Here is a 21,640-nt window from a genome sequence, read left to right on the forward strand (position 1 = left end):
TGATTACAAGTATGAATATTATCGAAACTGAAAAAAACACACCTCTGAAAACGGTATCGTCCAGCATAGGCCATTTATTGCTTGATATGGGTAAGATTACCGAGAAAGATGCTGAGCGCATTTTGAAATTTCAAAAAGAAAAATCAATGCGCTTCGGCGAGGCAGCACTGGCACTGGGCTTTGTGACGATGGACGACATTAATCACGCCTTGTCATTTCAATTTGATTACCCTTATCTTTCACAAGATAAATCTTCATTCAGTCATCAACTGGTGGCTGCATTCGATCCTTTTTCAAAGCAAGTTGAATCGTTACGCTCTTTGAGAACGCAGCTGATGTTGCGCTGGTTTGAACGGGGATTCAAGTCTCTAGTTGTTTCTTCAGCCAGAGAGTCAGATGGTGCCAGCCAATTGGCTGCCAATCTTGCAATTGTGTTCTCACAACTTGGTGAGCGAACATTACTGATTGATGCAAACCTAAGATTGCCACAACAACATACCTTATTTAAATTGAATAACCATCATGGCCTTTCCGACATTCTGGTCGGCCGCGCTTCTACAGACGTCATTGTCAGAATCCCCTCCTTGCTTAATTTGAGTATTCTGACAGCGGGTGCAGTGCCACCCAACCCTCAAGAGTTACTAAATAAAAATGCGCTTGACGAATTATTGGCTAGTTTTAGTCAACAATTTGACATAGTGATCATGGATACTTCCCCTATTTTAATGTCTTCAGATGCTCAAGTGGTGGCGAAGAAAGTGGGGGGGGTCCTCATTGCGGCTGAGACCAATAAAACGGCCTTAAGTGATATTCAGTCAGCAATCGATGCCTGTCGTGAAATTGGAATTGAAGTACAAGTTGCGTTGAATGCACATTAATCTTCCTTTAGAACATAAGCCGAAAGTGATTGCATACAGTGCAATCTTTCTTTCTATCTTAGTGCTTTTTGTTCCTGTCTTTTATGATCTATTTCTGACCGTCTGGAATAGCGATACCCAATCACATGGACCCATCGTCCTCGGTATCGGTGTTTGGTTCTTTTATTTCAAGACAAAGCAGATACTGGATAAGCCACAGATATTCAAACCAGCCAATTTATTGGGCTGGACACTTATTGTGGCCGGTATCTGCTTATATCTGGTGGGATATTCTCAAAGTGTTTACATCATCTCGATTTTTTCACTCGTTTTTGTCTTGTGTGGATTGATCTGTATTATTTTTGGCCCGCACATCGCTTTAAAATACTGGTTTGCATTGTTTTTTTTCGTGTTTTTGATCCCTTGGCCAGCCTCGGTAATCGATGCGCTGACGCAACCGATGAAAATCGCTGTGTCTTATGCATCCGAACATCTGTTGTACGCCCTGGATTACCCGATTGCTCGCTCCGGTGTCATTTTGCAAATAGGGCAATACAAACTGCTCGTTGCAGATGCTTGTGCCGGACTTAACTCTCTGTTTACACTTGAAGCGATAGGATTGTTATATATCAATGTGATCAATCACCAAGCTTTTTGGCGTAATGTTCTGCTGGCCGTGCTGATTGTTCCAATCTCCTTTACTTCAAATGTGCTTAGAGTTTGTACGCTAGCATTGATTACGTATCACCTCGGGGATGAAGCAGGGCAAGGCTTCCTGCATAATTTTTCAGGGATGGTCTTGTTCCTGACAGCATTGATACTCATCATTGCGGTGGATGCACTGATACAAAAGCTTGCAGAAAAATTTAATCTAAAAAGATTGCTGAGCCAAGATTGATATGAAGGTATTAAAAGATTTGTTTTTAAAACTACCTGATGTCAAATTAAGCCTTGCGTTAAAAATGCTTGGATTATGTCTGCTTGCATTGCTTGTGGCGCTATCACTCAAGCCTCATCTTTATTACGCAACCCAACCAACGCAGTTTGAAACAAGCATTCCCAAATCATTTGCCGGCTGGACTGAGGTTTTGCAATCGTCCCCACAAGTGCGAATGGTCTCTGACGAGCGTAGCCTGGAGAGCCAATTATATGATGACATGCTGATGCGGACTTATGCGGATAAAGAGGGCCATCAGGTTATGCTCGCTTTAGCCTACGCGCATCAGCAAAGGCAAGATGTTAAGGTTCATCAGCCTGATGTATGTTACCCGGCACAGGGGTATCAAATGCAAAAATCTCAAACCTACTCGTTTGATAGCGTTAAGTCAGGAACGCGAGTCATTGGTAAACGACAACTATATGCTAGCCAAAATCATTTGGAAGCAGTGAGCTACTGGATTCGTGTAGGAGACAGCACCTTAACATCCGGTCTGCAAATGCGGCTCAAGATTATTCATGACGGATTAGTTCACAGGCGCTATGACGATGGGATACTGGTAAGAGTATCAAGCGCAATTGCAGATGATTCTGCACTTAATCAAGTTTATGGGTTGCATGAGAAATTTCTCAAAGACCTGGTTGATGCAATGTCAGCTTCTGAGCCAAAGCTTCTGGTGCCTTAAGCTTGTACAGCCTGCCACAAGATTTATTTAGTATTAGAGAATGATGTTATGAAAATTTGTATTGCTGGTACCGGATATGTTGGCTTGTCTTTAGCCACATTATTATCTCAAACACACGAAGTCGTTGCGCTCGACGTGGTTGCGGAAAAGGTTGCATTGATTAATAACCGTCAATCGCCGATTTCAGACAAGGAAATCGAATCTTTTTTTGCCAGCAAGACCCTTAACCTGACCGCAACACTCGACAAACAAGCGGCCTACAAAGACGCAAAATATGTCATTGTCGCCACGCCCACCGATTATGACCCGGAAACCAACTACTTTAATACCAGCTCGGTAGACCAGGTTCTGGCTGATGTTACCGCCATGGCACCCGAGGCGATCATCGTTATCAAATCCACTATCCCCGTGGGCTTTACAAAGCTAGCCAGAGAAAAGCATCAAAACCAAAATATTATTTTTTCCCCGGAGTTTTTGCGCGAAGGCAAAGCACTCTACGATAATCTGTATCCATCAAGAATTATTGTGGGTGACAGGACTGAAGATGCCGCGGCATTCGCAGAATTGTTAAAAGCGGCCTGTCTCAAGCCAGATGTTCAGGTATTGCTCACTGACAGTACAGAAGCAGAAGCCATTAAGCTATTCTCTAATACTTACCTCGCGATGCGGGTGGCTTATTTCAATGAGTTAGACAGCTATGCCATTAAATATGGACTCAACACCAAAGAGATCATTGACGGCGTATGTCTCGACCCCCGGATTGGCAACCACTATAACAACCCTTCGTTTGGCTATGGCGGCTACTGTCTGCCTAAAGATACCAAACAACTGCTGGCCAACTATGAGTCTGTTCCGCAAAACCTCATTAATGCCATCGTACAATCCAACACTACGCGCAAAGACTTTGTAGCAGATACCATTATCAAGCTCCAACCCAAAACGGTAGGCGTGTTCCGGCTCATCATGAAGGCCGGATCAGACAACTTCCGCGCCTCTAGTATTCAAGGCATCATGAAGCGCATCAAAGCCAAGGGCATTGAAGTCGTCGTCTTTGAGCCAGAGCTGAAAGAATCACTGTTCTTCAACTCAAAAGTCATCAATGACCTCAACGAGTTTAAGCAAATCTCGGATGTGATTATCAGTAACCGTATGACCAGTGAGCTTGGCGACGTAAAAGATAAAGTCTTCACCCGAGATCTGTTTGGTAACGATTAGATCATCTTCCGTTCATTTTTATGAAAAAAGATTTACTAAAGGGTGCTCTGTGGCTTAGTGCCGCTAAGCTATTAGTTAATATCATTGCTTTTATTAGCACGATAGTTTTTGCAAGAATTCTTCTTCCAGATGATTTCGGTCTGGTTTCTTTTGCATTAGCAATATTCGGACTAATAACCGCGGTGACGGATTTGTCGTTGGCATCAGCTTTAGTCCAAAAAAATGAGATTCATGAGGAGCATTTTCATACAGCATTTACTATGAATGCAATTAGAGGTGGGTTAGTTGCATTTATATTATTTTCGGCTGCTCCTTTTATAACTCAATCTTATGGGGATCATAGGCTTGAGCTTATTTTACGAGCGCTATCTGTCGTACTTTTAATTAGTGGTTTTGGTAATCCTAAAATTGTTACTTTTACTCGAAACCTAAAGTTCTGGCAGGAGTTTGTTATAAATGTAACTCAGAAATTGTTGGGTTTTTTGGTAGGTGTTGCCATCGGGTACTTATATCACTCTTATTGGGCATTAGTGATTGCAGGGATTGTTCACCAGCTAACAGGTTTAATAGTTTCCTATATTCTAATTCCTTACAAGCCAAAATTTAGTTTGGTATATGTGAAGGATTTGTGGTCTTTTTCTGTTTGGCTTACTTTATGTCAAGCTGCGATTAACATAAACATGAAGTTTGACCAATTTCTCATTGGCTCTAAACTTGGCAACAACACTCTGGGGATATATTCCGTAGGGGATAACTTATCAACAACACCCACTAGAGAAATGATTGCTCCAATTGAGGCAACGCTGTTTCCTGCATTTAGTAAAATAGGAAGTGATATTCCTAGATTGCAAAAAGCTTATTTACGTTCGCAGGGCTTGATTGCGTTTATAGCGATTCCTGTTGGGGTAACAATTGCATTATTCTCCGACTTGATTATCCACTTGTTTTTAGGGGAGCGGTGGATAGGCGCTGCAACAGTAATGCAATATATTGCAGTTCTAGTTTCACTTCAAACGCTTGCCTCTCCAGCTCACCAATTAGCGATGTCGCAAGGCATGACTAAAAATATTTTTTATAGAGATATGGCTACTCTCTTGGTTAGAATCCCTTTACTAATAATTGGGTACATTTCAAATGGTCTAATAGGTATTTTAATTGCACGATTTACATCAAACTTTTTTACGATTTTATTAAATATGCTGATGGTTAAGAAGATCCTATCTGTTCCTTTATTAATACAGATTGATTCAAATATGCGAACTATTGCTGGTGCATTGATAATGTCTTTAACTATTCTTTTACTTAAAGAATATGTACCAATTCCTTCTGACTTTGTTATGAGACTTTCATATTTGATTTTCGGTGGTCTTGCAAGCATTGTGATTTACTTATCGGTCACCTTTGGACTTAATGCTCAGCTGCGTAGTGTTATTTCACCGGAGCATGAAATAATCAAGTTGATTGAGAGCTTGAAAGAAAAAATCAAAAAATCCACTTAATACTTACCCGAGACAATCTAGTAATGTTGATGAAAAATAACGGTAGATACTTACAGCTTGACGGCTGGAGAGGTCTTTCAATAATTACTGTAATTATTGGTCACTTTATGCCACTCGCCGATGTGAATCTAGGTCGATTGGGGGTAGAAATGTTTTTTGTTCTAAGTGGTCGTTTAATGGCTGAAATACTCTTTGAGAAGCACACAGATTTGAGAGAGTTTTTCAAAAGAAGAATTTCCAGAGTTTGGCCTGCCATGTTCTTTTTTTTGATTATTGCCTACTTTGTAATTTCAAAACTATTTGGACAATTGGCATTTTCAAAACTGATCTTCCTTTCATGCTTTACCTTCTTTTATAACTACTTGGAAGCAGGCTTTCATCTTGGACGAAGTATTACTATTGATCATATATGGTCATTATGTGTCGAGGAGCATACATACATACTGCTAGCGTTATTGTTAGTTTTTACAAAAAAAACCAAAATCAAGCCAACCATTATTTTGTTACCGATCATACTCTTAATGATCTTTAATGGAATAGCGCAAACGGTATTCTATCATCTTGATTACTATCATGTTTATTGGCGATCTGATGTTAGAGGCGCCTCAATCCTTATTGGCGCGTATATCTATTTGCTTTTTAAGCAAAAATCTTCACTTAACAAAAAAGATAATTTAGCCATTTTGTTTTTTTTACTCGGTTTTCTATTAAGTTTTAATGCTGTGCCAGACTTTATTAAATACAGCATGGGTACAATTTTTCTTGCCATAGCAATTAACAATCTTGATGGCCTTTCTAGTAGTTTTCAAAAAATACTCACATCCAAAGTATTAAATTGGATTGGACTTGTTTCATTTTCCATTTATTTATGGCAGCAGCCTTTTTATGCATTGAAATCAAACTACTCAACACCACTGCTTTTAAGCTGCATTACTATTCTCGGCGTTTTAAGTTTTTATTTTGTTGAAGTGCCCGCAAGAAGATTTTTAAATCGCCTCAACTTATGGGGATAACCCCTAATTTTTGAAGTTATAGGAAGCAACTTTGCTTATTTCAATTTATATTCCTACGAAAAACCGACTGGATATGTTGCAGGCGGCAATTGAGTCTGTGCTCAATCAAACGCACCGTGAGGTTGAGCTTATTGTGGTGGATGATGCTTCTACCGATGGCACTAAATCTTATTTAACTGAGCTTGCTGCCAAAGATACGCGGGTTAAGTTTTTATCTAATAGCCAAAGTAAAGGTGCTTGCGTTGCGAGAAATATGGCTATCAAGCAGGCACAAGGGGAGTTTGTGACTGGCTTGGACGATGATGATGAGTTTGAGCCTTATCATATTGAGGCACTCATTAATTATTGGAGTATTTTAGAGAGATCGAAGGTGGTTTTTTCTTCTATTTATGTTCAGTACAAGTACAGAAATGCAGGTCTTTTTTCTTACTCAAGAAAAAACTCATCAGTTGAATATACTGATTTATATTATGCTAATTGTGTTGGAAACCAGCTGTTTTCAACAAAAGCAAATTATCTGAAAGCAGGGTTATTTGATGAGAGTATGCCTGCATGGCAAGATCTAGAGTTTTTTTATCGTTTTTTAAAGCTAAATGGTGCTGCTAGACTGCTTGATATAAGTTCGTATATTTTTGATATTACTCCTCGTGGAGATAGGATCTCTAGGCTAAACAAATCAAGGATTCTAGATTCATATGTCAAGTTTGTTACTAAGCACAATCTATTAAAAAACCATAATGTCTGCCGTGAATTAGCAGCCCAAGTTTACTCAGATTATTATGGTTTTAAGTTTGAGCCGGCCGATGTGGGTTATTTTTTAAAGGCTGGTTTTATGCCCAAAACAGTTTTTAGAATTTTTAGAGATTGCAGGGATAACAAGGCAGTTAAATATTACTGATCTAACGGTGTAGATATGAAACTAGCTTATTTGATTCTTGCACATAATAATCCTGCTCACCTGGGACGATTGATGGAAGGGCTTAAAACGAGCGCTACTGACTTTTTTATACATATTGATAAAAAGTCTAATCTGGATGAGTTTATCCATTTAGCTGGCACACAGGTTTTTTTTAGTAACCAACGGGTGCCGGTTTATTGGGGGACATTTTCACAGATTGAGGCAACGCTTGCGTTAATGCAGCAAGCTATAGCTGCTGAGAAACCATATGATTATTTTGTTTTGTTGAGCGGTGCGGACTACCCAATTCAGTCAGCAGATTATATTCATGAATTTTTTAAAAACCATCAAGGAACTCAGTTTATCAGTACCTTGAAAATGCCAAATTTAGCAGCTGGCAAACCTTTGTCATTACTTGAAGAATTTAATGTTGAAGGTAAATATAAAAAAATCAAAAAACGTGCATATCGTTTGTATAAGGCGCTAGGGTTGCCACGCATAAGGAGAGACTACCAACAAGGGCTTAACGGTTTAGTGCCTTATGCTGGAGCACAGTGGTGGGCTTTAACACGTGAAGCTTGCGAATATATCCTTAAATTTGTTGAGACTCATCCCAAGTTCATGCAGCTTTATCAAAATGTACTAGTTCCCGATGAGATGTTCTTTCAGACCATTATTGGTAACTCTCATTACTCATCAAAAATTGCCAGAAGTCTGACTTACAGTGATTGGCAGGCGGGTAAATCAAGTCCAGAAAATATGACTGAAAATCATCTAGCAAAGCTTAAGAACCAATCAAGATACTTGATGAAATGCTCGAACTATCCAGAGGGGGAAATTCTTTTTGCCCGTAAGTTTGTTGGGGATACCCAAGCGCTTGTGAATTTAATAAAGAAACATACACATGCCTAAATATACTGCATTGATTCGAACATACAACAGCCTTCCGTTGCTCAATGAGGTGCTTATTGCACTCAAGAAACAAACATCACCACCAGATGACTATGTGATCGTAGACTCATCTAAAGATCCTGCACAAAAGAATGCTATCAAGCAGCTTGGGTTACGGGTGATTGATTATCCAGACGATGAGTTTAACTTTTCTAAGGCAATTAATATAGGCGTGGAACAGGTTAAAACGGAACTGGTATTAATTATTAGTTCGCACGTACTACTTAATGATATTACCTTGATTGAGCGTGGATTGAAGCTGGATGACTTTTCTAGCGAAACATATTTGGGGTTTTGCCTGACGCCAACCATTATAGCCACTGATACCTGGATGCCAACAAAAGTGACAAAGTCGAACTTTAGCTTGGATTTAGCTGCTTCTAATTCATGCACGATGCTTAAAACGCAGCATATTATGCAACGCCCTTTTTTGGAGGAGGTTTTCTCTGCCGAAGACCAAGAGTGGGCAGCGTTTTATCTAAGAGAAAAAAATGCTTATTTTTATAGGGTCAAAGCTTATGAAGCTCGATACTTAAATAACAATGTCAACGAGCAAAAATTCATTAATGAACAGGTTGCGCTGGCCTATTACACTCACCGGCATATGCTGGGTTATAAGAATATTGTTTTCAGGCTTTGCAGAGGTTTGCTTGCAAAAATGAGAGGTCGAACGAATCGTGCAACTTTGCATTTCACCATCGCTAAAGAGTTATTTCAAGCCCGATCAAAAAAACCAATTAAAAAATCAAAGTATTTTTAGATAATCCCCCTATTTGATATATGGCGACAATAGACGTATTACTACCGGTTAAAAACGGCAAAGCCTATCTAACAGAAGCGATTGAAAGCATTATTCAACAGTCTTACGCTGATTGGCGCTTGATTGTTTTGGATCATGGCTCTGATGATGGCAGCTATGAAACTTCACTTGAATATGCGCGCAAGGATAGCAGAGTTCAAGTGTTTCAGTTTTTAGACGCAGTAGGTTTGTCCGGATTGCTCAATAAGGGATTGGAGTTATGTGACTGCCAGTTTGTCATGCGGCATGACGCGGATGATATTGCCTTGCCTGATCGCATGAAGCTTGCCTTAGCTGCATTCAAGTCAAATCCTGGCATTGATGTGGTTGGCGGCCATGCCATACAAATTGATGCCAAGGGTAATGAAACTGGCTTGATACGCGTTCCGACTGACCCTGCGCGTCTGCAGGTTTCATTCTTTTTTAAAAATCCGATGATACACCCAGCCACAATGATTCGCTTTTCAGCAATTAAAGCGATGGGTATTCGCTATGGCATTGACTTTTTAAAGGTACTTCCAGAGTCTGAGCGCCTGAAAGTGAATGGTCTGGCAGAGGATTACTATTTGTTTGGTCAGCTTGGCATAATGGGTAAATGTATGAATCTTGATGAATACCTCATCAAGTACCGTTGGCACGGTGAAAATGTCGGGGCAAAAAAAGCTTTCGATCAGATTACACTTTCATTGAAAATTTCTAGATATCTTGCGGCTGCATTTTGTACTAAAAATCGTATTGAGCTGTTTGATCCAGCACCGTTCTGCACTTACAGCGGAACATTAATTAATTTACAACCATCCTCTGAAAAAACAGACTTATTAAAATCATTCAATTACCTTTCAACAAACTTGGTCAAAGCGATGGGGCAGAGTGATGGATTAGCAAGAGAACTTGCTTTCAGAAGCGTGTTAACCACAAGAAATAATTTCTGGTTATTGGTCAAGTTTTTGCGATTTAAATTAAGATTTAAAGCTGACTTGGAAGAGTGGTATGCTATAAAAAGTTGGATAACACGTTATATAAAAAAGAGACCCACGATTAGTATCGATGCGTGAAATAAAAGTCTCAAACCTTCTACAACTATCATTCTGAAGCAGGGTAATTGAATGTCTATCAAGTCAATCAACATCACTAAAATTGCATTAGCGTTTACTGCATTTTTTGCTGCCATGTTTGTTGGTGTCTTTTCACTTACCTTTGTCAGTATTATTGGAACGCATTATTCGTACTTATTTACTGTTCCCGTCGCGTTCATACTTTGCTTATTATTTGTTTTAAATCGTTATCTATTCTTTGCTTTAGTGGTCGTAACACGCGCCTCACTTGACCCTGTCTTTGATGCGGTAAAGCTTGGTAGTTTTGGCTTGGGTGCAGTTATGAATGCACTAGTCATTATGATTGCGCTTATGATGTTTTTAAGCAAGGAAAAAAACTTCACCATGAAAATTCAGCACGTGAATATTTCATGGATTATTTTTCTGATATTGTCTTTTATTTCAGTGTCATATGCTCCCAATAAGCTGACGAGTATTAAGGTTGCTCTGCAGTTTGTATCTTATGCTGCGATGTTCTATCTTGGGGTTATGTTGGTCAAGACTCATGAGGATTTTGGCAAGTGGATACGCGCTGTTTTGTATTCGTCTGTGGTACCAGTGATTTTTGGTATTTACTCAATGGTGTTTAGGGATCCGCATGGTTTCAGGTTATATGTGGGTGAGGGGATGCGTTTATTTAGCACTACTAACCATCCAGCATGTTTAGCCTTTTATCTCGCCTTAATTATTTCAGTTTGCTTTTATTTAATAAAAACAAAACCCGACTACATCGGCTCAACATTACAAAAATTGTTGCCATTTTATCTATTAGTTTTATTAGCACTTTTAGTGATGACAAAGAGTAGAACAGGTTGGATTGCTTGCGGTTTGTATTTCATGCTTTATGCGATTATTTTTGAGCGTAAATATATGATTTATATATTTTCTTCAGCATTTTTGGCTTTGCTTTTGCCAGATGTGCAAGATCGCTTGTTGGATTTGCAAAGTGGCACATCCTTTGGTGCAACAGGGTACGAGAGATTAAATTCGTTTGCTTGGCGCTTAAAGTATTGGACAGATTCAATTGCCTGGATGTCACCATCACATTATTTTTATGGCTACGGTCTTTCCAGTTTCTTCCAACTATCTACCGACTTTGGGATGGGGAATGCTTTTCAAAAGCAGACTGTAAAATTGCCAGCTCACAGCGTATACATACAGCTCTTCTTTGAGCTGGGGATTCTAGGGGTGCTGTCTTTTATTGCTATTATGGCAAGTTACATATTGGCCTTATTCAGAGACTATTCACCCTCTCAAAAGCTGTTATTTTTTGTAGCTTCAATTATTACCTTTGATTATATGTTGGCTGGCGCTTCGGATAACCTTTTAGATTATTTAAGTTATATCTGGTACCACTGGTTCATTCTTGGTTTGATTTTGTCTTACACCAAGCTTCAAAGTAAGTCAGCCACACCCCAAATGTCAAATAAGTTTTAACTCAAACGTCTAAAGTATTGATTCGGCATTTACAAAATATGTTTAGCAACGATTTTAAAGAAGATCTGAAGCGTTACCCTAAGCGCGCTTTTCTTAAAGAACAGTCAGTGTGGTCAATAGCACTTTATCGTTTAGCCAGAAGTGTAAACCAGAGAGGCGAATCCTTATTAAACTCCCTCTTTAATATTGTTTATTGGCCACTATTTAGATTAGTCGAAACGATCACTGGCGTAAGTCTTCCAAAAGATGCTCAAATTGGACCTGGGTTGAGGATTTGGCATTTTGGTAATATTTTCGTTAACTCAAAGTCAATCATTGGTGAGAATTGTACCCTCAGGCAGGGGGTAACCATTGGTAACAGACATGAAGACGGGCCTGCCCCTGTCATCGGAAATAATGTCAACTTTGGTGCATACGCCCAAGTGCTTGGGAATATAAAGATTGGAAATAACGTTAATATTGGTGCAATGTCTGTTGTGTTGATTGATGTGCCGGATAATTCAACGGTTGCAGGTGTTCCCGCAAAAATTGTCAAATCTGTATCTAACCCTGCTTGAATTTAAATTCAGTTAATGAAGATTCTTATTACTGGTTCAAATGGTTTTATTGGTAAAAAACTGTGTCTTCAGTTAATGGAGGACGGGCACGATGTGGTGGGTGTTGATATTGTTCCGTCCGCAATCGATTCGCCCAAAGCGTCAGAGCATTACAAGTTTATTCAACTGGATTTGAATAATTCTGACTTGCCAGATTTATCTGCTTTAGGCATTGATGTGGTGGTACATTTAGCGATCACTATGCGCCCAGGCAGAGCGGATTCATTTGATAAACTATTAGAGGGAACGCATAAGGTATTGAACGCAGTTCAAAACGCCTCAACGCCATTTTTGCTTGGGATGAGTAGTCTTTCAGTGTTGGATTTTGATGCTATTCCGGCGGGAGAAAATATCAATGAAAGCGTTCGTCGTTGCAGTGATCTCCCCAGCATGGGACGCTATGCCGCGTTAAAGTCAAAGCAGGAGGAAGCCTTCATTGATTTTGCCACGCAGCATCCCTCAACCAAGACTATTATTATCAGGCCAGGCTTGGTATATGAGGGGGAGAACATTAGTGACGCCTATGCGGGCATTATAAAGACCAGTGCTGCTCTGATCGTATGCAATGAGGGCGAAGTTCCGCTGATTGAAGTTGGGTCATTAATCACAGGAATCTCAAAGACTGTTTCTACATTAAATACATTGCCCAAGAACACGATTTTGCATTTTGTGAACGATAACCTGCCTACCCAAGCACAATATTTGAGATTATTGGACAGCACTAAACGCATGCCTCATTTGTGCGTAAAACTCCATTGGCGGTTGTTTAGTGTGTTTATCAAATGCTGCTTTAAAGTATTTAAGATGTTTGGCTTGCATGCTTACCTACCAGATTTGTTGAAGCCTCAGGCATTTGCAACGCGTCTTAAACCATTTAAATATGATAATCAGCATGCCCGCCAATTGATTGGCTGGATACCCCATTCAGATACTCTTCTAAAATAATATGCGCATTGCTTACTTCACTAGTGTTTATCCCCGGGCAACTGATACGTTTATTCAACGAGAAGTGGTGCACCTGCGCGAAAAAGGTCATGATGTATTTACTTATGCGCTTCGCGCGCCTGGGGCAGATCATAATCTGAGCGGGCTGGTGGCCTCTGAACGTGCCAATACGGTTTATCTCTTACCTGCAAAGCTATGGTTGCTGCTAAAACTGAACTTGCGGTGGATTTTCAAATACCCGGAGCGCTATTTTTCAACGCTGAAATTGGCATTTAAAACATCTAAAGCCGGCTTAAAAGGGTTTTTATTCCAGCTTTTTTATTTCCAGGAAGCCCTGTTGCTCGCGCAATCGTTACTCAGCAATCGGGTATCTCATCTGCATAATCATTTTGGTGATAACAGTGGCTCTGTGACGATGCTCGCGAGTAAATTGAGCTCGGTCCCTTACAGTATTACCATTCATGGACCGCATATCTTTTTTGAGCCTCTAGACTGGGCTTTGAGTGAAAAAGTAAAAAATGCATCTTTTATTGTTTGTATTAGCCATTATTGTAAAAGCCAGATGATGCTTTTTTCAGATCAGAAAGACTGGCATAAGTTGAAGATTGTGCATTGTGGCGTAGATATTTCAGAATATGTGTTTGCACCAAAGGCAATGACTCGCGAACGTGAGATTGTCAAAATGTTGTATGTAGGACGCCTGGCAGGAGAGAAGGGCGTTCCTGTTTTATTGCAAAGTTTGGTTGAGCTGAAGAATCAAGGCTTACAATTTCACTTGACCCTGTATGGTGATGGCTCAGACCGTAAATTGCTGGAACAACTGGCCTCTAGCCACGGTTTAAATGCCTATGTTACTTTTGCCGGTTTTGCAGATCAACAAACAATTCGTCACGCGTTAACCAATAGTGACTTATTCATTCTGCCAAGTTTTGCCGAGGGTGTCCCAGTCTCTTTGATGGAATCTATGGCAATAGGTGTGCCTGTCATTGGGACTTATGTTGGTGGCGTTGTGGAGCTGATTACTCCAGACCACTCAGGCTTGGTCGTGTCGCCTTCAGATATAGATGGCTTAAGTGCTGCAATTAAGAAATACATTAACGACGCTGAATTTAGAGCCAGAGTCAGTCAAAATGCACGTCAAAAAATAGAGCAAGACTTTAACTTGCAAATTGAACTGACAAAACTGGAAGCGCTATTTTCCGGTGGTGAAGCGCATGATTAAGTCACTAAAAAACAGCCAACTCAGTGAGCTAGAGTCTTATCCCGTCTGTGTTGTAGGAGGGGGGGCTGCTGGCATTACAATGGCGATTGCTTTGGCTCGCAAAGGCCAACGTGTGCTGTTGATTGAGGGCGGCGATTGGAAACAAGTCGAAAACGAAGACGCTTACATGGGAGAGGCAGTCAGCCCACATGCAAGCACGACTGAGTATCGCTATCAGCGGTTGGGTGGTACTACGCACTTATGGGGCGGCCGTTGTGTGCCGCTAGACGCTTACGATCTGAAGCAGCGCGATTATGTACCTAACAGTGGCTGGCCGATAGAGGCTAATGAATTATTTCCTTTTTATTCAGATGCTCTCGACTATTGTGATGCGGGTAACAACGATTTTACTATCAAAGCATTGCGCAATAAAAAACCAATGTTTGAGGATTTGAAACAGTTGGACGGTGAGATTAAAGAGCTTATTGAACGATATAGTCTGCCAACTGATTTCGCAAAAAAATTTGGTTCTGAGCTCAAGCTTTCAAAAAACATTCTTGTGTTGAAAGAGACACGTGTTACGACGATGCACATGAATGAGTCTGGAACGTATGTTGACAGAATTGAACTCAATAATGGCGTGATAAGACTAAACCTCAAAGTTAAACAAGTTGTCATTGCCGGCGGTGGCATTGAATCTACAAGGTTAATGCTTGCGACCCGTAAGCATACGCCGTCTTGGACGCGTTTTGACGCTAGCCTTGGTAAATTTTATGCATGTCATTACGACCTTATTTTTGGGTCATTAAGATTTAATGGAAGCAAACCATTTTTTGATTTTGAAAAAACGGTGGATGGCATTTACGCAAGGCGTAAACTGCAATTCAAAGAGTCATTCTTAGACCAGCATCGTCTTTTGAATTCAACATTTAGGTTACATTTTCCTGCCTATGCTGATGCCTCGCATGGCAGTGGTGTGCTATCGACTATATATCTTGCAAAATCAGTTCTCGCTAAGGAGTATCAGGCCATTTTGAATCACGGCGGGCAAGAGCTTTCCGGCGAAAAAAATTATTCTGCACATATGCTTAATGTGATGACAGATGCACATTCTGTTGCCAAATTTGGCATGGATTGGATTTTTAAGCGTCAACTTGCCAAGCGCAAGCTACCATATACCCTAATTAATAACAAAAATGGCACTTATCCGCTGGAGTTTAATAGTGAACAAGTGCCTGATAAAGAGAATAAGATTAGCTTACTTGATGCAACAGACCAGTTTGGGATGCCCAGAGTTAAAGTTGAGTGGCGGATGACGAGTCAAGATATCAATTCAGGCATAAGATCTTTTGAGTTGTTAAAAAGCTTACTAGACAAAACAAAAGACTGCCGATTGGAGTTTGATGCCAAAAGACTAGAAAACAGTGTTTCCTCCGCGTTGCCTGTGGGTGGGCACCACATTGGCTCAACAAGAATGGGCGATTCAGAGGATAAGAGCGTTGTGGACAATAATTGTCAGGTTCATGGCGTAAATAATTTATTTATTGCCAGTTCATCTGTTTTTCCAACAAATGGACATGCCAACCCAACGTTGACGATTGTTGCCCTCTCTTTAAGACTGGCAAGTCACTTGCATACACAAATTTTAAAAACTTAAATTTGCTTATGAGGTCGATTTAAGAGCGACGTCTTTAAGGAGTACTTTATGAAATATTTATTGTCCTTGTGGGTTGGTATCAACCTATGTCTAGGCTTTTCAGTTGTTGCATGGGGCTCAGAAGATGAGTTCGGAACGTTTAAAAGACCTTTTGCAGTTGATTCGTTATGGAATAGCAAACCAGTAAATCCTCAGTTTACCAATTTCGAGATCCCACTTTCAAAGTACTTTCCGGCGGTTCAGCAGGGCACTTACTCAACCGGCGTTTTTTTAGCGAAAGAGACTGACGCCCCCGTAAAAGTTTATGGCTACCCGGAAAGAAAGGGAGTCTGGGATCCAGATTCTGAACAAGTCAAACCTTTTGTGACCATTCCACATTGGCCTAAAGAGGTTATCCCTGCATCTGGGAGTGATGGTCATGCAGATATTGTGGATGAGGGCCTTGGGATCATACATTCTTTCTGGCAATTAAAGTTTAAAGATGGCCGCTGGATGGCTGAGCAATACGCTTGGACACGACTGGATGGAAGAGGTTGGGGGGATCCCGCGCATTATTTTCAAGGCGCACGTGCTGCTGCAGTACCTTCATTGGCGGGGATTATACGACAGCATGAAATCGAAGATCAGAAGCCTGTTTTTGAGCATGCCTTAGCAATTTCACTGACGGATAATGGCTTGTCTCCAAAACCAGCTTATATTTTTCCTGCTACATCAGCAGATACTTACTCAGAGAAACGTCATTTTGGGCAAATTCCTGAAGGAGCCTTGTTGATGCTGCCGCAGAGTTTTGATGAGTCCAAAATACAATCTTCTCCTAAAATGAAGAAGATTGTACGAACCTTGAAAACCTATGGAGCTTATGTTGTCGATGAAAATTATGGGACACCTTATGTGATTTATGTGGAAAATGGTCCTGTCAGCTTCAACCTGAATCGCCCCAAGCTTTCTTGGGATAATCAAGTTGCAGACGAGTTAAACTTGATTCGTTCAAGCTTAAGACAGGTTGCTTCTGCAGACAAGTGGATCAATGGGGCCGGCCAGGAATTCATCCCCGCACGCAACTTCAACTTGCTGTCAATGCGTGGGCCTTGGACATTAAAGCAAGGAGATAGTCTGGGTGAGTTTGATACATTAACCCAGGCTGTGATGTTTGGACCAACCTCCCGACCTGTAACACAAGATAACTATTCAGGTCGAGGGATGCAGGCGATTCTATGGGCGAGGCCTAAGGTCGGCGAAACTTTCCGGTTTCGGGCAATCACGACAGGAGGGGCTAAAGTATCAATGAGGATTCTTGACAAATCCAGACAGCAAGCTTTGTATCAGACAAAACTGCTTGAGAACGGTGATTCCGAAACTTTTACGTGGCCCTCATCCGATTTTGTCCCTATGTTATCGGTAACGAGTGGCGTAGGGAGCAGCTCTTCTGCCAGAGCCGAGCTAATAAAAATCAGCCGTTAATAGGTAATACGGACTATACTGTAAAAAAAGTTTAATCATTCAGGGGTACATTGGGTAGTTAACACTCCCATATTGGACCTCTCATTGAACTTAAACCGACAAAACAGATACGCATTTGCTGATGGCCTCAGAGCTCTGGCTGCATTGTGGGTGGTACTTTACCACTTGAATGAAGGGCAGCATGTTGCGCAGTTGACTAAATTTTTAGGCACCTTTTTCACCTCGCTAGTATTTGAGCATGGTAATTTGGGGGTGCCAATTTTTTTTGTATTGAGTGGTTTTGTGATGGCTATCACCACCGAGTCAAAAAAAATGGGGATTAAGCAATCTGCACAGTTTATGTTGAGAAGACTTGCTCGCTTATCACCACCTTATTACATTGCAATGTTGCTGTCCTTGGTTGTGATCGGGCTTAAAGTAAAGCATGGTGAACCGGATGCGTATTGGCCAAGTTGGAGCGTAATACTGGCCCATATGGTTTATTTACAGGGCTTTCTACAATACCAACAAATCAATGTCGTTTTCTGGACACTCTGCTATGAAATGCAGTTTTATTTTGTGTTTAGTATATTTATTTACTTCATTTCGCAGCGCCTGCCTGGCAGCCTAGCTCATTGGTTCATGATCTTTTTAATGACGATCCCGGCATTACTTTGGCTTGTATTTGTTCCTCACGATGCGCCAGTGCATTCTTTCGTTCACAATCATCTTATTTTTATTTATTACTGGTATGCTTTTTGCGCTGGCACGCTGGTCGGATGGTGTTCAAACCGAGGGCAATTATTTCAATTTTACCTGATCGCATTTTATGGATGCCTCATTGTGATAGGAGCTGTTGAATATAATTTGTTTGCGATTACTGCAGGTTTAACGAGCTTTATAATGCATATGGCAATGAAATATAAAAAAATGAACAGTTGGCTCAATTACACTCCGCTACAGTTATTAGGATTGGTTTCGTACAGTCTTTATTTGATTCACAATAACATCACTGGTGCCTATGGCAGGATTTTTAGAGCGTTCTTTGGCCACAGTACGTCTTCTGATTTCATGTTTATGTTATCTAGTGTAATTGTGTGTTTTATCGCTGCCTATATAATGTACACACTCGTAGAGAAGCCTTCGATTAAAATGAGTCAAAAAATAAAATATTAAGCCTGTTATTATTCATTAAATGTACTGTTTTCAATCTTATTTTCTGTAAGAGTTGATGGGCGAAAATAACATTTTGGCTGGACATTCAACATTATTAAAATCATCACTAGTTAAACGATATGAAAGGTTTAAGTGCTAGTCATCGAGTCTATTTTTATTGTTATTTTGATCTTGGCAACAATCCCGGTTTTGATCGTTTCAGCTCAAGTATTCATTGCAATATTGGCTTCGAAGCACAAGGTGATTCAGCCTAAACTATATGATCACTTAAACGTTTGTATCTTAATTCCTGCCCATAATGAGTCTGTCAATATCATTCCAACACTTGACTCAATCAGCCAGAATCATGCTTCAACGCTGAAGGTTCTGGTCGTAGCCGATAATTGTAATGATGATACCGCCGAGATTGTCAGACAGCGTGGTCTTGAAGTTATAGAGCGTCATGACCATAGTCGGCGAGGCAAGGGGTATGCTTTAGATTTTGGGATTAATCATTTACGTCAATTCTCACCAGATATCGTTATTATTCTAGATGCGGACTGTATCGTTGATGGTAACGCAATCGATCATTTGATTGACAAGGCTGTGAGTACTGGGCGGCCAGTACAAGCCAATTATTTGATGTTCAATAGATCCGCCAGCGCTTCCATTAAAATGAAAATTGCAGAATTTGGCTGGCTGCTGAAGAATTATGTCAGACCGTTAGGTTTTTCAATCATTAATTTGCCTTGTCAGTTAACCGGTTCTGGTATGGCCTTCCCATGGCGGCATATCTCTAAAATTAACTTTGCTACAGGACATATAGTAGAGGATATGAAACTTGGATTAGAGGCTGCAGAAATTGCAGCTGCCCCTGTATTTTGTCCTAATGCCAAGGTTTATAGCTATTTTCCTCTTAATGAGGAGGGGGTTAAGTCCCAAAGAACACGCTGGGAGCATGGACATTTAGGGATTATATTTAAAGATGTCCCCCATATTTTGCTCAAAGCGATTTTGAAAAAAAATCTGCACCTTTTTGCGATGGGGATTGATTTGTTAGTGCCACCGCTTTCTTTGATGGCGATGTCACTTGCTTTGCTGATGGTGGCAGGTCTGTTATTAGTCACAATATTTAACTTTCCGGCTATTTATTTTGCGCTCACAATTTATTTGAATTCTTTATTTGCTTTGAGCATTTTTTGTTTTTGGATTGCATTTGGTCGAGAAATAATCTCGTTAAGACAGCTGTTGAGTATCCCTTATTACATTCTGACGAAGGTTCCAATTTACTTAAGGTTTGTTTTTAAGCGCCAGTCTGAATGGGTGAGATCCAAACGTGATGAAAACTAAAAGGCGAAGAGGGTTTAAAAAAATGTTATCCGAGAAATCCGGTGGTATCAAATGAGCGTTAAGGTGAATAATAAAATTGAGCTTTTTGGAATCAGCATTCATCGTCTGACCATGCTTAATACGCTGGATATATTGCAAGAATGGCTAGAATACGGCGATTACGACTGCAAATATGTCGTGACTCCGAACGTGGACCACATCGTCCTTTTGGACAAGTCTTCCGCCTTCAAACAGGCATACTCAGAGGCATCTATTATTGTTGCAGATGGCAAGCCTGTCGTTATGGCTTCAAGATTGTTGGGTAAAGCACTTCCTGAGACTGTACCAGGCAGTGACCTGGTGCCTAATATTTTCGAACAGTTTCAGCAAAAAAAACTGCCCTTAAAAGTTTTTTTGCTGGGCGCCATGCCCGGTGTAGGAGAAAAGGCTGCTGTCAATATAGAATCCCAATGGCCTTTAGTAAAAGTTGTAGGGACGCTAAGCCCTGAATTTGGCTTCGAAAAAAACCATATTGATTGCGAAAAAATTTGCCGTACCGTTTCTGATGCAGAGCCTGATTTATTGATAATTGGACTGGGTGCTCCTAAGCAAGAAATTTGGGTTAATAAATACTCTCCTTTGCTAAAGGTTAAGGTTGCATTGTGCGTAGGAGCAACAATAGACTTTTTAGCTGGAAACAAACCAAGGGCACCAGTTTGGATGAGAAAAGTTGGGTTGGAATGGTTGCATCGGATGTGTTCAGAACCCAAGAGATTAGTGAAGAGATATCTGGTGGATGCAATTGTCTTTCCGCGACTTTTTTTGAGAGAAGTCCTTAAAAGCTTTGAACGTTAATAAATAATAGTTGCTATATAGTGGGTGATTGTTGTTCATATCATTCAGTCAATTAAATTTTTACAGGGATAAAAAATGCAAGTTTTGGTTGTTGGTGGCGCAGGTTACATTGGATCACATATGGTAAAAATGTTGCTTGGGGCAGGACACAACGTCATTACGCTGGATAACCTTTCCAGTGGGCACCGAGATGCAGTTGTTGGCGGTATTTTTGTTGAGGGCGATTTGGCCGATAGAGATTGTTTAAAAAAGTTATTTGAAGATTACAAGCCTGATGCAGTGATGCATTTTGCATCTTATATTCAAGTGGGCGAATCTGTACGCAAACCAGATATTTACTATCGTAATAATGTGACTAATACGCTCAATTTGCTTGATACGATGCTTGAGTTTGGCGTCAATAAATTTATTTTCTCCTCTACGGCGGCTGTATTTGGGGAGCCAGATTATGTCCCGATTGATGAGGCCCATCCAAACAGACCGCTGAATCCCTATGGCCGTTCAAAATTAATGATTGAGCAAGTACTTGCCGACTACAGTAAGGCTTTTGATTTTAGATCTGTGTGTTTAAGGTATTTTAATGCTGCTGGTGCAGATCCAGAAGGTCAGCTAGGCGAGCGTCATGACCCTGAAACGCATTTGATTCCTTTAATTTTACAAGCCGCGTCTGGACGAAGAGAAAACATCCATGTATTCGGACGTGACTACGATACACCTGATGGTACATGTATTAGAGATTATATTCATATTGTTGATTTATGCTCTGCGCATCTGGCCGCTTTGGAATACTTAAACAATGGTGGGATGAGTGATCGCTTTAACTTGGGAAATGGCTCAGGGTTCTCTGTGCAACAGGTTATAGATGCCGTACAAATGGTTTCCACAAAAAAAGTGACTGTTGTCAACGGTCCCAGGCGTGAAGGAGATCCAGCGAGATTGGTTGCAGATTCTGCTCGAGCAAGAAAAATCCTATCTTGGGCGCCTAAATTTACCGACTTAGAAACTATTGTTGCTCACGCTTGGCAATGGGAGCTCAAGCAGTTAAGCTAAACTTTAGAGAATGCAGCATTAAGGTAA

20 protein-coding genes are annotated in these 21,640 nt (G+C 40.6%); all 20 read left to right on the forward strand.

The window, feature by feature from the left end; genetic code table 11:
* The first annotated feature begins 11 nt into the window (after positions 1-11).
* Positions 12-878 carry a chain length determinant protein tyrosine kinase EpsG gene (epsG, locus tag AACH41_RS07015; RefSeq protein ID WP_338653968.1) on the forward strand — a complete coding sequence of 289 codons (867 nt, stop codon included), beginning with the start codon at positions 12-14 and terminating at the stop codon, positions 876-878.
* Entirely contained in the window at positions 868-1,755 is an 888-nt protein-coding gene (xrtB, locus tag AACH41_RS07020) for an exosortase B (RefSeq protein WP_338653970.1), read from the forward strand. Before epsG ends, xrtB begins: the two co-directional genes overlap by 11 nt.
* Before the next feature lies 1 nt (position 1,756).
* Positions 1,757-2,479 carry an exosortase C-terminal domain/associated protein EpsI gene (locus tag AACH41_RS07025; RefSeq protein WP_338653972.1) on the forward strand — a complete coding sequence of 241 codons (723 nt, stop codon included), beginning with the start codon at positions 1,757-1,759 and terminating at the stop codon, positions 2,477-2,479.
* Between the two features lie 48 nt (positions 2,480-2,527).
* Complete coding sequence (locus tag AACH41_RS07030; RefSeq protein ID WP_338653974.1) at positions 2,528-3,694, forward strand: nucleotide sugar dehydrogenase; 1,167 nt, start codon at positions 2,528-2,530, stop codon at positions 3,692-3,694.
* A 20-nt stretch (positions 3,695-3,714) separates the two neighbouring features.
* Positions 3,715-5,193, forward strand: a complete 1,479-nt coding sequence (locus AACH41_RS07035) for a lipopolysaccharide biosynthesis protein (protein WP_338653976.1) — start codon at positions 3,715-3,717, stop codon at positions 5,191-5,193.
* A gap of 29 nt (positions 5,194-5,222) precedes the next feature.
* On the forward strand, positions 5,223-6,206 hold the full coding sequence (locus tag AACH41_RS07040) for an acyltransferase (protein WP_338653978.1): 984 nt from the start codon (positions 5,223-5,225) through the stop codon (positions 6,204-6,206).
* 31 nt (positions 6,207-6,237) lie between these two features.
* The gene (locus AACH41_RS07045; protein WP_338653979.1) at positions 6,238-7,104 is read left to right on the forward strand and encodes a glycosyltransferase; all 867 of its coding nucleotides are present in this window, start codon (positions 6,238-6,240) and stop codon (positions 7,102-7,104) included.
* 15 nt (positions 7,105-7,119) lie between these two features.
* Positions 7,120-8,016, forward strand: coding sequence for a beta-1,6-N-acetylglucosaminyltransferase (locus tag AACH41_RS07050; protein ID WP_338653980.1), 897 nt, complete (start codon positions 7,120-7,122; stop codon positions 8,014-8,016).
* Positions 8,009-8,815 (forward strand): glycosyltransferase family 2 protein, encoded by an 807-nt coding sequence (locus AACH41_RS07055; RefSeq protein ID WP_338653982.1) that lies wholly within the window; start codon positions 8,009-8,011, stop codon positions 8,813-8,815. Before AACH41_RS07050 ends, AACH41_RS07055 begins: the two co-directional genes overlap by 8 nt.
* 20 nt (positions 8,816-8,835) lie before the next feature.
* A complete protein-coding gene (locus AACH41_RS07060; protein WP_338653983.1) occupies positions 8,836-9,909 on the forward strand; it encodes a glycosyltransferase in 1,074 nt (357 codons plus the stop codon).
* Between the two features lie 51 nt (positions 9,910-9,960).
* On the forward strand, positions 9,961-11,385 hold the full coding sequence (locus AACH41_RS07065; protein WP_338653984.1) for an O-antigen ligase family protein: 1,425 nt from the start codon (positions 9,961-9,963) through the stop codon (positions 11,383-11,385).
* Between the two features lie 38 nt (positions 11,386-11,423).
* Complete coding sequence (locus AACH41_RS07070) at positions 11,424-11,942, forward strand: serine acetyltransferase (RefSeq protein WP_338653986.1); 519 nt, start codon at positions 11,424-11,426, stop codon at positions 11,940-11,942.
* Between the two features lie 15 nt (positions 11,943-11,957).
* The gene (locus tag AACH41_RS07075; protein ID WP_338653988.1) at positions 11,958-12,926 is read left to right on the forward strand and encodes an NAD(P)-dependent oxidoreductase; all 969 of its coding nucleotides are present in this window, start codon (positions 11,958-11,960) and stop codon (positions 12,924-12,926) included.
* Between the two features lies 1 nt (position 12,927).
* Positions 12,928-14,148, forward strand: a complete 1,221-nt coding sequence (locus AACH41_RS07080; protein WP_338653989.1) for a glycosyltransferase family 4 protein — start codon at positions 12,928-12,930, stop codon at positions 14,146-14,148.
* Complete coding sequence (locus AACH41_RS07085) at positions 14,141-15,784, forward strand: GMC oxidoreductase (protein WP_338653990.1); 1,644 nt, start codon at positions 14,141-14,143, stop codon at positions 15,782-15,784. The genes AACH41_RS07080 and AACH41_RS07085 overlap by 8 nt, the downstream gene beginning before the upstream one ends.
* A 48-nt stretch (positions 15,785-15,832) precedes the next feature.
* On the forward strand, positions 15,833-17,245 hold the full coding sequence (locus tag AACH41_RS07090) for an Atrophin-1 multi-domain protein (RefSeq protein ID WP_338653991.1): 1,413 nt from the start codon (positions 15,833-15,835) through the stop codon (positions 17,243-17,245).
* A gap of 84 nt (positions 17,246-17,329) precedes the next feature.
* The gene (locus AACH41_RS07095) at positions 17,330-18,400 is read left to right on the forward strand and encodes an acyltransferase (RefSeq protein WP_338653992.1); all 1,071 of its coding nucleotides are present in this window, start codon (positions 17,330-17,332) and stop codon (positions 18,398-18,400) included.
* Positions 18,401-18,532: 132 nt separating this feature from the next.
* Positions 18,533-19,729, forward strand: coding sequence for a glycosyltransferase family 2 protein (locus AACH41_RS07100; protein WP_338653993.1), 1,197 nt, complete (start codon positions 18,533-18,535; stop codon positions 19,727-19,729).
* A gap of 63 nt (positions 19,730-19,792) precedes the next feature.
* Positions 19,793-20,563: a WecB/TagA/CpsF family glycosyltransferase gene (locus AACH41_RS07105; RefSeq protein WP_338653994.1), complete on the forward strand. Its 771-nt coding sequence runs from the start codon at positions 19,793-19,795 to the stop codon at positions 20,561-20,563.
* A gap of 75 nt (positions 20,564-20,638) precedes the next feature.
* Positions 20,639-21,613, forward strand: a complete 975-nt coding sequence (galE, locus tag AACH41_RS07110; protein ID WP_338653995.1) for a UDP-glucose 4-epimerase GalE — start codon at positions 20,639-20,641, stop codon at positions 21,611-21,613.
* The last annotated feature ends 27 nt before the right edge of the window (positions 21,614-21,640 follow it).

It is taken from the genome of Methylophilus sp. DW102 (genome assembly GCF_037076555.1).
Classification (GTDB): Bacteria; Pseudomonadota; Gammaproteobacteria; order Burkholderiales; family Methylophilaceae; genus Methylophilus; species Methylophilus glucosoxydans.